Below are 14,193 nucleotides of genomic sequence, written 5' to 3'. Positions count from 1 at the left end.
TGAACAGTCGGTCGCCAAGGGACGCGTATCTCAGGATGAAGACCCGATCTCGACGCGGGCTCGAAATTTAGGGGACCAATTAAAAACGCAGAAGATGATAGTGGCCATTCGTCGTGATTGAAGAGTGTCCAAAATGTAAAAAGAGAGTCAATCGCTTCGTGAATCAAGAGTTTTGTCCTTACTGCGATACAATTCTATCTGAGGAATAACCACTAGACAGACCCCTATACTGATTAGCGGAACCAAGACGTACATCTGCGGAGGAATTCGGTAGAGTCTTTTAGTTTTCATCAGGAGGCAACATGCAGCATCGAGGTTCATCCCGATCCATCGCTGGATTGGTGACGTGGTAGTCTTCGACAATCAGCAGCCGATCGACTACCTCGGGGTCGGTAATCCCATTCTCGATGAATCCGGCGGCAATCATTGTCGGGCCGTGACTCGCAACCTCGGTTCGAGCGTTGCGGAAGATTTCCCCTTGCGCGAGGTCGTGCTGGAGCCGAGTATTCTGGATAACATTCCTTATCGGGAGTTCTAGGGCTACCATGTCGACGCCGCCGCCTCCGGGTTGGTGTTCGTTGCCGTCGCTATCGACGATCGCCTTCAACTCGTAGCCGAACGCTGGCTCATTCGAACGTCGGTCGAACGCCTCGGATTTTTGGCTATCTTCGCCATTCAGTATCTTTCCAACGAAATCCTTGTACGACGGGTCGATGTTCAGGTGCGCCAGTATCGCAGGAAGCGACACGTCGCGCCCATGAACGTCGAGGTAGCCTTTGACACGGTCGCGGATCAGCGCCTTTCGCGGAGATTCACCGTAGGACCACGCACTATCCGCACTCGGCCATCGTTCAGCGAGCGAGCGATCGGCTTCAGGTTCCGGCGGAGGTGTCGCTGCGCCAGCTGCCCATTGGAGATCGGCGTCAAGCGCGGGCTCCGTGTCAGGCGGTCCGTCGAGACGGTCTTGATCAACAGTCCACGGGGAGCCACAGCACGCACAGACCACGTCGGCGCCGTGGGCGTCATCCCACCGGACGCGGTCTCCGTGCGGGTCGACCTGTCCGGATTCCTCGTTTTCGGCCCGCTGTTCGCACCGATCAGCGCGGATAGCCTGATTCACGGTTTGGGAGCGAGAGGTCCGGCGGCGAGCTGCCGACCAGTAGACGGCACCCCATGCGATGTATTCAATCGGCTTGTCGAGGAGATCCTCGGTGTAGCCGCCCATGTACGCGGCGAGGTAGGAACCGAGGTTACCCACGTCCGCGTTCATCGAGATGCAGCCGTCGTCTTCGTGGAGGTAGTCGTCGATCGCGTCGTAGTCGTGCGCTGACCAACCAGCGAGGTCGCAGACTTCCAGGTGTTTGTCGATCACCCGCTCGAACTCGGAGGCGACAGGTCGGAGGTCCTCGAACTGTCCGCCGTCGAAGTAGACGCCGACGTGAATATGAGTGTAGCAGGCATTGAGACCGGCGTCTTTCTCAGGGTCCGAGGCAGAGCCCATCCCGTGCGGTTCCGCCTGAAGCCAGTATCCCCACTGCTCGGAGTCGAGATTGAGATGATATTCCATCACGTTGCGAAGCGTGTCGCGAACGCCGCCGTAGCTGAAGGCGTCGTGTATCGCGTCCATCTGGTCGACAGGCGGGACGCGGGTTCCGTTAGGGACGGATGACGCAGTCAATGTCAGCATGGAAGTCACGGGGTCGTCCCATGCAGGGGTTGCTTCTCCGCCCGAAGGACGTTCGCCGCCAGACATCTGCCGCTGGAGCGCGCGGGCTCGTGCGTACTGCTTCTTGCTGTACTCCTTGCCCCACGCGTCAACAAGCGGAACGTCGAATTCGTCGCCGCTTTCGCGATCTTCGAACCGCGCGAGCATGCCCTTGTACTCGTGGTGCGCACGGAGGAAGGCGTGCACAGCGTCAAGCCACGTCCCGGCGGACCGCTCGCGAAGCGTGTCGACCGCGAACGAGTCTTCGAACGGTTGATCGGGATCGACGAACTCCTGTTCCCACTCGGCTTCCGTGACGATCCGGCGGAGCTTCCGCCCGTGCGTCTCAGAGAGAGGTTGATCGGCGAGATGTGGGTACTCTGTAGCGAACTCGGAGACACGTTCAACGACGGGATCAGCATCCTCCTCTAATCCGGTGAGAGAAGCCGTTACAGAGTTAGTCTCCTTGGAAGGCCAAGACGCACCCCCTTCGTCAGGTGCGCTCATCGCTCACCTCCAGGTGTGCGTGCGACCGCGACAGCACCGCCACTCGTTTGGCGACCTACGGTCGCCTGTGCGCGGTCGGCGCCGTTCGGTCCGCGTCCGGCGGACCTCACGGACCGCAAGGTCGCCGACCGCTTGGAGAGACTGCCGAGGGTCGCGTCGACGAGGCGAGCGAGATCGTACCGAACCTGTGGGGAGGTGGACCGGCGCGCAGCTGCGCCCGTCACTTCTCGTCGGGGTTCTGGAGGTCGTCGGGCCGCTCGACGCAGTCCAGCGCGTGCCCGTACTCGATGCCGCTCGTCGAGTTCCGAGTACAGCGCTGGTTACAGAACGGACACCAGAACTCGCCCGGACCGTCGGCGGTCAGGGTCGTCCCGGTCGAGCCGTCGGTAAGGCTCACCGCAGATCACCCCGATTTCCTTCGATATAATCAGCAGACGTCGGGGACCCGAATATCCGGAATCTATGGACTCTCCCTTTCGGCGCAGATTTATTCTCCGCACCGGAAGCCGTATTTTGGAGAGATAAAGCTTCAGCTAACGAATTTAGGAACCTTCGAGAAGATAACCGACAGTTATGGACTCGCGGGGATTTGAACCCCGGGCCTCTTCCTTGCGAAGGAAGCGATCTGCCGCTGATCTACGAGCCCGCACCCGGAACCAATCGCCGTTCGTATTTGTACCTTACCTTTCGACGAGGCGCACGCGGGTGATTCTCTCACGATGATTCGACGGCGCTGCAGCCCGCGACGGAGGGGCGCCGGTACCGATGGGGTTAGGTGCGGTGCCCCACGACGTTCACTCACGTCGAAGGGGTCCGATCGACGGATTCCACTCCCAACACGATTAACGTTTTTGGAACGCATCTCACTTCCGTTACTCTTTTGCGTGCGGGCGACGCAGATCCGGATATGGCAGAAGCGACGTCGACGGCGGACCCCGACCCGGCCGCGATCGCGGCCCTGAAACACGTCGGGCTCGTCGGCGGCCTGACCGAGACGAAGGTGTCGTGTGCGGCCCTCGGCGACCGGCTCGACGCCTCGACGCAGACCGCCTCCCGGCGGCTCCAGACGCTCGAATCCGCGGGGTACATCGAGCGCGACGTGGTCGGCGACGGCCAGTGGGTCCGCGTCACCGACGCGGGCGAGGCGGCCCTCCGCGCCGAGTACGCCGACTACCGCCGGCTGTTCGAGACCGACGTGGAGCTCGTGCTCCGCGGCGCGGTCACCGGCGGGATGGGCGAGGGACGCCACTACATCACCCTGTCCGGCTACGCCGAGCAGTTCCGGTCACGCTTGGGGTACGAGCCGTTCCCGGGGACGCTCAACGTCGACCTCTCGGAGGAGAGCGTCCGCCGCCGCGGCGAGATGGCCGGTATCGACGCGGTCCCGATCGACGCGTGGGAGGGCGAGGACCGCACCTACGGCGCGGCGTCCTGTTACGGCGTCACCCTCGTCGCGGGCGACGAGCGCTACGAAGAGGTCCACGCCATCGTCCCGGACCGCACCCATCACGACGACGATCAGCTCGAACTGATCGCTCCCGAGCGGCTCCGCGACGTGCTCGACCTCGACGACGACGACGCGGTCGAGGTCCGCGTGGCCGCGACGAGCCGGGTGGACTCGTCCGCCGGGGAGGGCAAATCGGAGGCGGACGAGGGCGAGGAGACTCCGACCGACGCCGTCGAGACGGAGGCCGCCTGATGCGCGCCGACGTCGACCCCGACGCCACGTCGTCGCCCGCGGACACGGAGGCGATTCCCGACTCCGTCCCCGATTCGGTGCGGCGGGCGCTCGACGCGTTCCGCGCGGGCGACCCGGTGTGCGTCCACGACTTCGCGGACCGCGAGGGCGAGACGGACATCGTCTACCCGGCCGGCGCCGTCGACGAGGCGGCGGTCGCGCACATGCGCAACGACGCGGGCGGGCTGATCTGCGTCGCGGTCTCCGACTCGGTCGCGGACGCGTTCGAGCTCCCGTTCCTCGCGGACGCGCTCGATCACCCCGCGGTCGACGACGACCCCGAGTACGACGACCGCTCCTCCTTCTCGCTGCCGGTGAACCACCGCGAGACGTTCACCGGAATCACCGACGAGGACCGCGCTCTGACGATCGTCGAGCTCGCGAACGCGGCCGCCGCGGTCGGGGCCGACCCGGACGCGTACGGTCCCGAGGCGTTCGCCGCCGACTTCCGCGCTCCCGGCCACGTCCACGTGCTGCGGGGCGCTCGCGACGGTCTGCGCGGGCGGACCGGCCACACGGAGCTCGGCCTCGCGATGGCCGAGGCGGTCGACGCCGCGCCCGCCGCCGTCGTCTGTGAGATGCTCGACGACGAGACCGGCGACGCGCTCTCGCCCGCGGACGCCGAGGCGTACGCCCGCCGGCGCGGGATCCCGTACGTCGAGGGGGCCGCGCTCGTCGAGGCGCTTACGTAGTCGATCGTCGCGCGGTCGGCGCGCGCAGCGAGGGGTCTTCGGCCCCTCGCGACAGACTCGGCCGGTTGTCACAGTTTTAAGCCCGCCGACCGCAACCTCCGAGTATGGGATTCGACGAGATGGACGTCGACACGATCTGGAAGAACGGTGAGTTCCTCGACTGGGAGGACGCGACCACTCACGTTCTGACGCACGCGCTCCACTACGGGAGCGGCGTGTTCGAGGGTGTCCGCTGTTACGACACTGAACAGGGACCGGCGATCTTCCGCTGGGACGAACACCTCGACCGGCTGTTCGACTCCGCGAAGATGTACGACATGGACATCGACCACTCCCGCGAGGAGATCACCGAGGCCACCCTCGAACTGCTCGACCGGCAGGACCTCGAGTCGTGTTACATCCGGCCGATCGCCTACTACGGCTACGACTCGCTGGGGGTCTCGCCGAAGGACTGTCCGACCGACCTCGTGCTCGCCGCGTGGCCGTGGGGCGCGTACCTCGGCGAGGAGGCGCTCACGGACGGCGTCGACGTGATGGTCTCCTCCTGGCGGAAACACGCTTCCTCGCAGGTCCCGACGAACGTGAAGACGACGGGGCTCTACGTCAACTCCATGCTCGCGGGCGAGGAGGCGCGCCGGAACGGCTACGTCGAGGCCATCGTCTTAAACAAGGAGGGGAACGTCGCCGAGGGGCCGGGCGAGAACATCTTCATGATCAACGACGGGGAGATCTACACCACCGGCCCCGCGCAGTCGATCCTCGAGGGCATCACCCGCGACACCGTCATCGAACTGGCGGAAGAGCGCGGCTACGAGGTCCACGACGAGGCCGTCATCTCTCGCGGCCAGCTGTACACCGCCGACGAGCTGTTCTTCACCGGCTCCGCGGCCGAGGTGACGCCGATTCGCTCGGTCGACGACACCGAGATCGGCGCGGGCACCCGCGGCCCGGTCACCGAGGAGCTCCAGAGCGCCTTCTTCGACCTGGTCGAGCGCCGGACCGACGCCCACGACGACTGGTTCACCTACCTGTAGGTCCCCGCTCGCCGTCGGTTTCGCTTGCTCACCGCCCCCGATCAGTCGCCGTCGCCCGCCCCGTCGTTCCCGCCGTCCGTGGACGGGCGGTCGGACTCACCGGGCGTCCCGTCGGTTCGGACGCCGCCGACGCCGCCCGGCCGTCCGGTGGTCCCGTCGGGCGGATGTTCCTCTTCGACGGGGACCTGATGTGCGGACTCGGCGAAGCCGGCCGAGAGGACGCGCGTCATTCCCTCCTCGACGGTTTCGCCCGTCTCCTCGATGCGCTCCGGCTCGACCTCGATGACGAAGCCGGTGGTGATGTTCGGGGCGGTCGGCATGAACAGGACGATCTTCCCGTCGCGGGTCTTCTTCCCGGTTCGGAACGCGGTCATGCGGATCCCCGGCCACGTCTCGATGTACACCGGGCTCTGGAGCTCGTCGGTCCCGGAGACCGCCGTTTCGATCGCGAGCTTCGAGGCGTTGTACACCACGCGCAGCGCCGGGATCCGGTTTATGGCGCCGTCCACGGTGGACTCCGCCAGCCGACCGAGCGTCGTCCGCATGAAGTAGCCGACCGCGAGGACGACCGTCGCGAACACCGCCATCGCGATGATCACCCGCGAGACCGGCTCGAGCGGCGCGGGGATGATCGTCGGTTGGAGCCCCTCGATCAGCGGGATAGACGCGATATACCGGTAGATCCACTGGAGGACGAGAAGCAGCACCAACAGGGGAGCCAGCACGATGAGGCCGCTGGCGAAGTCGCGTTTCCACGTGGACATCTATCGATCCAGTGTCCGTCGGCGAAGGTTAAAGGGGCTTCTACGTCTCGGGCGCGCTCGACGCGCGCTCGCCGGTCCGGCGGTCGTCGTCATTGACCGACGACCGCTCGCAGCGCGAACGCGAGGTTCTGTCTGCGTTCGCGAACCCGCCGGTAGAAGTACGAGAGCCACTTGGTCCCGTACGGGGCGTACTGGGCCACGTCCACCCCCTGCGCGGCGAGGTCGCGCTGGGCCTCGTCGCGGACCCCCATCAGCATCTGGACCTCGTAGTCGGTCCCGCGCTCCCGGGCGAGCCGGTCGGCGAGCGCGATCATCGCGGGGTCGTGCGAGCCGACCGCGACGCCGCGGTCGCGGTGTTCGAACAGGAACCGGAGGTCCTCGCGGTACGCCCTGTCGACGCGCGACTTCTCCGTGTACGCGATCGACGCCGGCTCCTCGTACGCCCCCTTCACGAGCCGGATTTTGCCGGGCACGTCGCGGAGGCGGTCGAGGTCCTCGCGGGTGCGCTTGAGGTTCGACTGGATGCACTGGCCGACGCTCCACGGGTACTCCGCGGCGATCGACTCGAAGGCGTCGAGGGTCGCGTCCGTGGTGTCGGCGTCCTCCATGTCGCACCAGACGAACGCGTCCAGCTCGTGGGCGCGGGCGACGATCTCGCGGTAGTGCTCCTCGAACAGCTCGTCGGACACGTCGAGCCCGATCTGGGAGGGTTTCACCGAGACACAGGCGTCGAGCCCGCTGTCGGCGATGTCCGCCAAGAGCGCGAGATACGCGTCGGTGTCGGCGCGGGCGGCCGCGGGGTCGTCGTAGTGCTCGCCGAGCAGGTTCAGAATGACGGCGACGCCGTCCCCGTTGCGCGCTCGGGCGTGTTCCAGGGCGACCGGGACGCTCTCGCCGGCGACGAACCGCCGCGCGATCGGAGGGATCATACGCCTCACTCGGAGCGGTAGCGACTTGACTGTTGTCGACCCGAGCGGGTACCGGGTCGGCCGAATCCGGGATTTATATACCCCGGACGGGCGACGGTCGGGTATGATCGGTTCGCTCGTCGCGACCGCGCTCTGGGCGATGTTGCCCGCGTACGTGCCGAACAACGCCGCGGTGCTCGCGGGCGGTGGCCGCCCCATCGACGGCGGTCGCGAGTGGCGCGGCGCCCGCCTGCTCGGCGACGGCAAGACGTGGCGCGGCACCGCGGTCGGCACCCTGACCGGAGTCCTCCTCGCGCTCGCGCTCAACGCCCTCGCGGAGCCGGCGAGCGCCGCGCTCGGGGTCGAGCTCCCGACGTTCGCGCTCCCGGCCGCGTTCGCGCTCGCGTTCGGCGCGATGTGCGGCGACATCGGCGCCTCCTTCCTCAAGCGCCGATCGGGCCGCGAGCGCGGGGCGGCGTTTCCGGGCCTCGACCAGCTCGACTTCGTCGTCGTCGCGCTCGCGGCCGTCTTCGTCGTCGACACCGACTGGGCGCTCGCGGTGTTCACCCCGTCCGTCCTCGCCGTCGTCCTCGTGATGACGCCGATCCTCCACGTCGTCACGAACGTCGGCGCCTACGCGCTCGGACTGAAGAACGAGCCGTGGTGAACGCGTCGCGACGCTCGCCGGCTCCGCGAGCGCGTCGCGCTGACCGCGCCACTTCCCCGACTCTCGTTCACACGGTGCATCCGCTTGCTGTAGGTTTTTGCGGCGATGGACCCAACCGATCGAGAGATGACTCCCGAACTCGACGAGATCGACCTCGACACGGTCCGGCTCGGCCGAACCGGTCTCCGGACGAGCGAGCTGCAGTTCGGCACGTGGCGGTTCGGTCGCGTGACTGAGGCGGGCAACGTGGAGATCGACAAGGCCCGCGCGCACGAGCTGCTCGACGGGTACGAGGCCGCCGGCGGTCGCTACATCGACACCGCCGACGTGTACGGCGGCGGCGACTGCGAGCGCTGGATCGGCGACTGGCTCGCCGAGCGCGACCGCGAGCGCTACACGATCGCGTCGAAGGTGTTCTGGCAGATCCGCGACGGCGACCCGAACAGCCGCGGGACGAACCGCAAGAACGTCCGCCACCGCGTCGACGCCCTCCTCGACCGGCTCGACACCGACTACGTCGACGTGCTCTACATCCACCGGTGGGACGACGAGACGCCGGCCCGCGAGCTGATGAAGACGCTCAACGGGCTCGTCGAGTCCGGGAAGGTCCACTACCTCGGCGCCTCCACGCTCCGCCCGAACGCCTGGAAGGTCGCCCGCGCCAACGAGATCGCCCGGAACGAGGGGTGGGAGCCGTTCAAACTGCTCCAGCCGCGGTACAACCTCGTCGACCGCGAGGTCGAGGGAGACTACCTGGAGTTCGCGCGCCAGCAGGGTCTGGCCGTCTCCCCGTGGAGCCCGCTCGGACAGGGGTTCCTGACCGGGAAGTACGACCGCGACGAGGACCTCCCCGAGGAGTCGAAGGCCGTCGAGTCGAGCCGCTTCCGGGAGGCGTACCTCACTCCGGAGAACTTCGACGCTCACGACGAGCTCGACGCCGTCGCCGACGAGGTCGGCGCGACGCCCGCCCAGACCGCGCTCGCGTGGCTCTCCCACCGCGACGGCGTCACCGCGCCCATCGTCGGCGCGCGCACGACCGACCAGCTCGCGGAGAACCTCGCGGCCGCCGAGATCGATCTGTCGGACGAGCAGGTGGGCCGGCTCACCGCCGCGAAGCCCAGCCCGTACGACGGGCTGTAAGGCGCGCGATCTGCCCGCTTCCGGCGTCGGCGCTCCGGCGTCGACTCGACCGCGTTAGTGGTCCGCGCAGTACTCGACGAAGTTCCGCAGGATCCGGAGCCCCGTCTCTCCGCTCTTCTCGGGGTGGAACTGGGTGCCGAACACGTTGCCCGCCTCGTTGGCGACGACGGCGGGGAAGTCGACGCCGTAGTCCGCGGTGGCGACGACCGCGTCCGGGTCGTCGGGCTCGGCGTAGTAGGAGTGGACGAAGTAGGCGTGCTCGCCGTCCACGCCGTCGACGACGGGGTGGTCGCGCGCGATATCGAGCTCGTTCCACCCCATGTGCGGCACCTTCCGGTCCACGTCGAACCGGACGTTGGTGCCGGCGATCAGATCGAGGCCGGTCACCTCGCCTTCCCCCTCGTGGTCGGCCTCCTCGCTGGAGGTCAGGAGCATCTGCATCCCGAGACAGATCCCGAAGAGCGGGCGGCCCGCCTCGGCGTGGTCCGTCAGCGCCTCGCGAAGCGGTCCGGCGTTCTCCATCCCCTCGCGGAACGCGCCGACGCCCGGGAGGACGACGCCGTCGGCGGCCGCGAACGCCTCGGGATCGTCGGTGATCTCGACCGACGCGCCCGCGCGCTCCAACCCGCGGGTCGCCGACCGGAGGTTCCCGAGGCCGTAGTCGACCAGGACCACGTCCGCCAGCGTCTCCGCCGGCGGTTCGATAGTGCTCATACGTCCCCTCGGAGGGGCACGGAAAAGTCGGTTTCCCTTGTGGCGGCCCGTTGATCGCGTGTCGATCGGATGTCCGGGGCCCGATCACTTCATCGCCGATTCCATCATCCGACGCGGGAAGCCGGTGATGAGCTCCCAGATGCTCATCTCCACGTCGTCGGAGCGCAGCCGCGATCGGAGCCGCTGACTGAACAGCTCGACGGAGATGATGAGCAGGAAGATGGCGAGCAGCGTCGCCATCATCTCGGTGAACCGCAGGAGGTTCTGCTGTGAGGTGAGGACGTAGCCGAGTCCCCCGGCACCGATGACGCCGACGGTAACGGCGGCGCGGACGTTGATCTCGAAGATGTACAGGGTCCACGCGATGAAGCCGGTTCGGACCTGACTCAACATCCCGAAGAAGACGATCTGGGGCTTGCTCGCACCGGTCGTGCGCATGGCTTCGATCGGGCCGTCCTCGATCTCTTCGAGTTCGTCGACGAACAGCCGGCCGAGGTTCCCGATCGTGTCGAACGCGATCGCGAGCGCGGCCGAGGCCGGGCCGAGCCCGAGGAACGGGATGAAGATGAGCGTCCAGATGATCGCGGGGATCGCCCGGATGAAGGACATCGTCCCGCGGAAGATGAAGTTGAACGGGAACGGCGTGACGCGCTCGGAGCCGAGCGTCCCGAACACCAAGGCGAACGGGAACCCGAGGATCGTCCCGACGAATCCCATCGCGAGCGTGATTCCCGCCTCCCCGAAGATCTGGAAGATCCCGAGCTCCTGAAAGAAGAACGCGTAGATATCCGTTGGGTTCGGCGGGAACTGGAACAACAGCCCGCCGATCTCGGGGTCGTACAGCAGATTCTCTTGCCTGATGAAACCGATGTACTGGCCGAGGTCGAGGAACGGGAGCACGCCGAAGTAGTCGGTGATCGGGAAGAACCCGGTCAGCGACTCGGTGAACGTTTCGAGGCGCGCGTCCGGGTTCAGAAGCTCCGTCGCGGCGAACGCCTGCAGCGTCGTGAACACGAGGAAGACGGCGAGTCCAGCCCACCCGAGTGCCCGACGACGACGGGTCTGTTTGATGTTCTCGAACTGTGCGGCGATGCGATCCGGAACGTCGGACGCGTCGTCGACGCCGACCGCCTCCGGCCCGCGCGTCCCGTCGGAATCCGTAGTGTCTGTTGTCACTCGTAGATCAGCTCCGTTCTCGTCACGTCGTCGCGACCTCGTCGGTCGCGCCCTCTCCGTCACCCTCGTCGCGGACGAACATCCCCTCGGTGTCGATGTCGCCGTAGAGGTCGTCGATGATGTCGATAGTCAGATCGTCTCGATACCCGTCGAACACCTTCTCACCGTCTCTGAGGCCGATAAACCGGTGTCCGAACTTCCGAGCGATGTTCACTTGATGAAGGCTACAGAAGGTCGTCAGATCGCGGTCTTCGGAGGCCCTCCGGAGGTAGCCCATCACGCTCTGTGCGCTGCCGGGGTCGAGGCTCGCGACCGGCTCGTCGGCGAGCAGGACCTCCGGCCGCTGGACGAGCGCGCGAGCGATCCCCACGCGCTGCTGTTGCCCGCCGCTCATGCTCCGCGCCTTCTGTTCGGCCTCGTCGAGGAGTCCGACCATGTCGAGCGCGTCGAGAGCGCGGTGCTTCTCCTCAGTGTCCTGTAACTGGAGGACACTGGAGAGGAACCCAGCGCGGTGCACGCCGCCGGAGAGCGAGTTCGAGTACGCCGTCATGTCGCCGATGATGTTGTGCTGCTGGAAGATCATCGCGACGTCCGGGCGGGGCTCGATCATGGGGTCGCCGTCGATCCGGATCTCGCCCTCGGTCGGCGAGAGCAGTCCGCTCAGCGTCCGGAGCAGCGTCGACTTCCCGGATCCGGAGACGCCGAGCACGATGACGAACTCGCCGGCGGGGACCTCGAAAGACACGTCATCGAGCGCGACCGTGTCTCCGAACCGCTTCGTAAGACCGTCTACTTCGATGTAAGTCATAAAGAGAGGGTGTAAATGGCCGGCCGGTCTACAGCTGGCTCCACTCCAAGCCGAGCTCGCGACCGAGCTCCGCGACGGGGTCGTAGTCCTCGACGCTCGCCTCGACGACGCCGCTGAACCAGAGCGAGTGGGCCTCGACGAGGTCGAGGTCGTCCTGTTGGTCCTCGCTGAGTTCGGACTCGTCCATGTCGAGGATCGCGGGGTCGATGTTGAGCGCCTCGGCGATGTCCGCCTGCGAATCGTGCTCGAACGCCTCCTGCGGGGCGTCGATCATCAGCTGGCGGAGGTCGTCTTTGAGCGACTCCTCCCACGCGGCGTTGCTCACGACGGGGGCGCGCGGGATCGGATCGGAGACCGCGAGGAGCTGGAGCTCGGGGTCGCTTCCCCCGGCTCCCTCGTACTCCGCCGAGATGTCGACGAAATCCTGTGACATCTCGTCGAACTGCTCCTGTGGGACGTGTGCGGCGGTGGAGAACGCGCCCGTCCCGGCGGCCGCGATCCGGTCGTCCTGAATGAGCTGTTCGCGGGCGGTCGTGTGGTCCGAGGTCCGGAGGTCGAAGTCCTCGGGGGACCCGGAGGGAGCGCTCCCGATATCGAGTTCGGCGTTGCTGAGCATGTACAGCGGGAACAGCGTTCCCGAGACCGACGTCGGCGCGGCCGACGCGAAGACCTCGCCTTCGAGGTCGGAGAGCGATTCGATGTCGCTGTCGGTCGTCGTCGTGATGAGCGAAAAGTACTGCTCCGCGCCGTACGCCACCCGCATCCCCGTCACGTCGAGCTCGCTGGGAATCTGCGCGACCGCGCCCGGTGACACGTCCGCGAAGAGTCGGTCTCCCTCGGCGGCACGCCGGAGCTCCTGTGCGGTGCCGGAGTAGCTCGCAGTCGGTTGTTCGACGATGTCCACTTCGACCTCGGACTCGAGGTACTCGAACAGCGGCTGGTATTGCACCTGAATGTCGATCTCCTCTTCCGCGGGGTTCAGAACCCACGTGACCTCTGGCACGGAGTTCCCGGAGTCTCCCGCGGTGGCGCCGTCAGAACCGTCCGAGCCATCAGAACCGTCCGAGCCGTCAGAACCGTCCGAGCCGTCACCGCCCCCAGAACAGCCGGCGAGCCCGACTACCCCGGCCGCACCCGCCGTCTTCACGAACGTTCGCCGATCCGCCGACCACCTGTTGTCGGACATACGGTTGTGCGTTCGACTCGCATGGTATATTATTTTCTATGTTTCGTATGCACAGCTATTGTGGCGGACGTTCGCACGGGTTTTCGCTCGATCCCTTCGTTTCAGAACTCCCCGAGCCGAGATTGCCCGTCGCCGCCCTCGTCCCGCTCGCTGACGCCGCTCAGCTCGCCGGCCCGCGCGATGGTCTCGAAGAAGCCGTCGCGCTGACTCCGGTCGTACAGCGTCGCCGCCGGGTGGACGGAGAGCAGCACGCGCCGGGACGCCCCCGCGATCCGCGCGTCGACGACCTCGCCCGACTCCGCGGTGATCGCCACCGACCGGTCGAGGAGGTGTTCGCTCGGCACCTTCCCGAGCGTGACGATCAGCGCCGGGTCGAGCCGCTCGATCTCGGCGTCGAGGTGGCCGCGGCAGTTCGCCAGCTCCTCGGTCGTCGGATCCCGGTTGTCCGGCGGGCGACAGCGGACGCAGTTGGTGATGCGCACGTCCGCCCGCGCGAGCCCGGCGTCGCGCAGCGCCTCGTCGAGCACGCCGCCCGAGCGTCCCACGAAGGGCTCGCCCTGCTCGTCCTCCTGTGCGCCCGGGCCCTCGCCGACGAACAGCAGGTCCGCGTCCGTCGGGCCGACGCCGTCGACGATCCGGCTCCGCGACTCGACGAGCGCCGGGCAGCGCTCGCAGGACGGCACGCGGAGCCCCTCGTCGAGCGCGCCCTCTCGTGAGCCCCCGCCGGGCGCGTCCCCGTTCTCTGTCATGGATCGAGATGTGAGCGGCGCCGACATAAGTCCGTCCGCCTTCCGGCGCTGCGGTCCCGGGAGAGTCTCGGAATCGGTCGGTCGACCGAGTCGGTTAGCTACCCGACCGCCGCCGCCCTACCCGTCGTCTCGGTTCTCCACGACGACCGCCCGCAGGTCGTTGACGTTCGTCCCGGTCGGACCGGTCCGCAGGAGCGCGTCCGCGTCGTCGAGAAGCGGGGACACGTCGTGGCGGGCGAGCGCGTCGCGTGCGGCGTCCGGATCGAGCGTGGCCGCGTCCGCGACCCCCCCGGCGGCGTCGGTCGGCCCGTCGAGACCGTCGGTGTCGACGCTCGCCACGACCACTCGGGAGCCGCTCCCGTTATCGGCCCGCTCCCCGTCCGCCAGCGGCCCCTCCGCGAGCGC

General features: G+C 67.1%; 15 protein-coding genes and 1 tRNA gene. 5 read left to right on the top strand and 11 right to left on the bottom strand.

What is annotated here, in order from left to right; translation table 11 throughout:
* Positions 1-280 precede the first annotated feature (280 nt).
* The 3 genes from DJ69_RS13990 to DJ69_RS13985 all read right to left on the bottom strand — a co-directional run bounded on the left by DJ69_RS13990 (position 281) and on the right by DJ69_RS13985 (position 2,858).
* Entirely contained in the window at positions 281-2,212 is a 1,932-nt protein-coding gene (locus tag DJ69_RS13990) for a hypothetical protein (RefSeq protein ID WP_099256162.1), read from the bottom strand.
* 220 nt (positions 2,213-2,432) lie between these two features.
* Positions 2,433-2,609 carry a hypothetical protein gene (locus tag DJ69_RS18520; protein ID WP_180271831.1) on the bottom strand — a complete coding sequence of 59 codons (177 nt, stop codon included), beginning with the start codon at positions 2,607-2,609 and terminating at the stop codon, positions 2,433-2,435.
* Positions 2,610-2,786: 177 nt separating this feature from the next.
* A tRNA-Ala gene (locus tag DJ69_RS13985) sits at positions 2,787-2,858 on the bottom strand.
* 261 nt (positions 2,859-3,119) lie between these two features.
* Here DJ69_RS13985 and DJ69_RS13980 point away from each other — a divergent pair.
* From DJ69_RS13980 to DJ69_RS13970, 3 genes are all read left to right on the top strand, one after another.
* Positions 3,120-3,911 (top strand): DUF120 domain-containing protein, encoded by a 792-nt coding sequence (locus DJ69_RS13980; protein WP_099256161.1) that lies wholly within the window; start codon positions 3,120-3,122, stop codon positions 3,909-3,911.
* Positions 3,911-4,642 (top strand): 3,4-dihydroxy-2-butanone-4-phosphate synthase, encoded by a 732-nt coding sequence (gene ribB / locus DJ69_RS13975; protein WP_099256160.1) that lies wholly within the window; start codon positions 3,911-3,913, stop codon positions 4,640-4,642. The genes DJ69_RS13980 and ribB overlap by 1 nt, the downstream gene beginning before the upstream one ends.
* Positions 4,643-4,746: 104 nt before the next feature.
* Complete coding sequence (locus DJ69_RS13970) at positions 4,747-5,676, top strand: branched-chain amino acid transaminase (RefSeq protein WP_099256159.1); 930 nt, start codon at positions 4,747-4,749, stop codon at positions 5,674-5,676.
* Positions 5,677-5,717: 41 nt separating this feature from the next.
* Here the strand turns inward: DJ69_RS13970 and DJ69_RS13965 are convergent, their stop codons facing one another.
* Entirely contained in the window at positions 5,718-6,440 is a 723-nt protein-coding gene (locus tag DJ69_RS13965) for a DUF502 domain-containing protein (protein WP_099256158.1), read from the bottom strand.
* Between the two features lie 89 nt (positions 6,441-6,529).
* Entirely contained in the window at positions 6,530-7,369 is an 840-nt protein-coding gene (locus tag DJ69_RS13960) for a proline dehydrogenase family protein (RefSeq protein ID WP_099256157.1), read from the bottom strand.
* A 103-nt stretch (positions 7,370-7,472) separates the two neighbouring features.
* Here DJ69_RS13960 and DJ69_RS13955 point away from each other — a divergent pair, with 103 nt between their 5' ends.
* Positions 7,473-8,015, top strand: coding sequence for a CDP-2,3-bis-(O-geranylgeranyl)-sn-glycerol synthase (locus tag DJ69_RS13955; protein WP_099256156.1), 543 nt, complete (start codon positions 7,473-7,475; stop codon positions 8,013-8,015).
* Positions 8,016-8,141: 126 nt separating this feature from the next.
* On the top strand, positions 8,142-9,155 hold the full coding sequence (locus tag DJ69_RS13950) for an aldo/keto reductase (protein ID WP_099256185.1): 1,014 nt from the start codon (positions 8,142-8,144) through the stop codon (positions 9,153-9,155).
* Positions 9,156-9,209: 54 nt separating this feature from the next.
* Here the strand turns inward: DJ69_RS13950 and hisH are convergent, their stop codons facing one another.
* The 6 genes from hisH to DJ69_RS13920 form a co-directional block, all read right to left on the bottom strand.
* A complete protein-coding gene (gene hisH, locus DJ69_RS13945; protein ID WP_099256155.1) occupies positions 9,210-9,869 on the bottom strand; it encodes an imidazole glycerol phosphate synthase subunit HisH in 660 nt (219 codons plus the stop codon).
* A gap of 84 nt (positions 9,870-9,953) precedes the next feature.
* The gene (gene phnE, locus DJ69_RS13940; RefSeq protein WP_099256154.1) at positions 9,954-11,045 is read right to left on the bottom strand and encodes a phosphonate ABC transporter, permease protein PhnE; all 1,092 of its coding nucleotides are present in this window, start codon (positions 11,043-11,045) and stop codon (positions 9,954-9,956) included.
* A gap of 22 nt (positions 11,046-11,067) precedes the next feature.
* On the bottom strand, positions 11,068-11,853 hold the full coding sequence (locus DJ69_RS13935; RefSeq protein WP_099256153.1) for a phosphonate ABC transporter ATP-binding protein: 786 nt from the start codon (positions 11,851-11,853) through the stop codon (positions 11,068-11,070).
* 28 nt (positions 11,854-11,881) lie between these two features.
* Positions 11,882-13,039, bottom strand: coding sequence for a phosphate/phosphite/phosphonate ABC transporter substrate-binding protein (locus DJ69_RS13930; RefSeq protein ID WP_099256152.1), 1,158 nt, complete (start codon positions 13,037-13,039; stop codon positions 11,882-11,884).
* A gap of 101 nt (positions 13,040-13,140) precedes the next feature.
* A complete protein-coding gene (locus DJ69_RS13925) occupies positions 13,141-13,788 on the bottom strand; it encodes a uracil-DNA glycosylase (protein ID WP_099256151.1) in 648 nt (215 codons plus the stop codon).
* A 117-nt stretch (positions 13,789-13,905) separates the two neighbouring features.
* Positions 13,906-14,193, bottom strand: a 288-nt coding sequence (locus DJ69_RS13920; RefSeq protein ID WP_275539529.1) for an MOFRL family protein, incomplete at its 5' end; no start/stop codon positions are given.

Source organism: Halorubrum persicum (assembly GCF_002727125.1).
Classification (GTDB): Archaea; Halobacteriota; Halobacteria; order Halobacteriales; family Haloferacaceae; genus Halorubrum; species Halorubrum persicum.
Note: the sequence above shows the minus strand (reverse complement) of the source record. Positions and strands in the feature narration are given on the sequence as shown.

What these genes read in the sequence shown, in the direction of transcription:
- DJ69_RS13950 (WP_099256185.1), top strand. Translation starts at nt 8,142, where the DNA reads ATGACTCCCGAACTCGACGAGATCGACCTCGACACGGTCCGGCTCGGC.
- DJ69_RS13980 (WP_099256161.1), top strand. Translation starts at nt 3,120, where the DNA reads ATGGCAGAAGCGACGTCGACGGCGGACCCCGACCCGGCCGCGATCGCG.
- DJ69_RS13935 (WP_099256153.1), bottom strand. Translation starts at nt 11,853, where the DNA reads ATGACTTACATCGAAGTAGACGGTCTTACGAAGCGGTTCGGAGACACG.
- DJ69_RS13930 (WP_099256152.1), bottom strand. Translation starts at nt 13,039, where the DNA reads ATGTCCGACAACAGGTGGTCGGCGGATCGGCGAACGTTCGTGAAGACG.
- DJ69_RS13955 (WP_099256156.1), top strand. Translation starts at nt 7,473, where the DNA reads ATGATCGGTTCGCTCGTCGCGACCGCGCTCTGGGCGATGTTGCCCGCG.
- DJ69_RS13970 (WP_099256159.1), top strand. Translation starts at nt 4,747, where the DNA reads ATGGGATTCGACGAGATGGACGTCGACACGATCTGGAAGAACGGTGAG.
- ribB (WP_099256160.1), top strand. Translation starts at nt 3,911, where the DNA reads ATGCGCGCCGACGTCGACCCCGACGCCACGTCGTCGCCCGCGGACACG.
- DJ69_RS13990 (WP_099256162.1), bottom strand. Translation starts at nt 2,212, where the DNA reads ATGAGCGCACCTGACGAAGGGGGTGCGTCTTGGCCTTCCAAGGAGACT.
- DJ69_RS13960 (WP_099256157.1), bottom strand. Translation starts at nt 7,369, where the DNA reads ATGATCCCTCCGATCGCGCGGCGGTTCGTCGCCGGCGAGAGCGTCCCG.
- DJ69_RS13925 (WP_099256151.1), bottom strand. Translation starts at nt 13,788, where the DNA reads ATGACAGAGAACGGGGACGCGCCCGGCGGGGGCTCACGAGAGGGCGCG.
- DJ69_RS13965 (WP_099256158.1), bottom strand. Translation starts at nt 6,440, where the DNA reads ATGTCCACGTGGAAACGCGACTTCGCCAGCGGCCTCATCGTGCTGGCT.
- hisH (WP_099256155.1), bottom strand. Translation starts at nt 9,869, where the DNA reads ATGAGCACTATCGAACCGCCGGCGGAGACGCTGGCGGACGTGGTCCTG.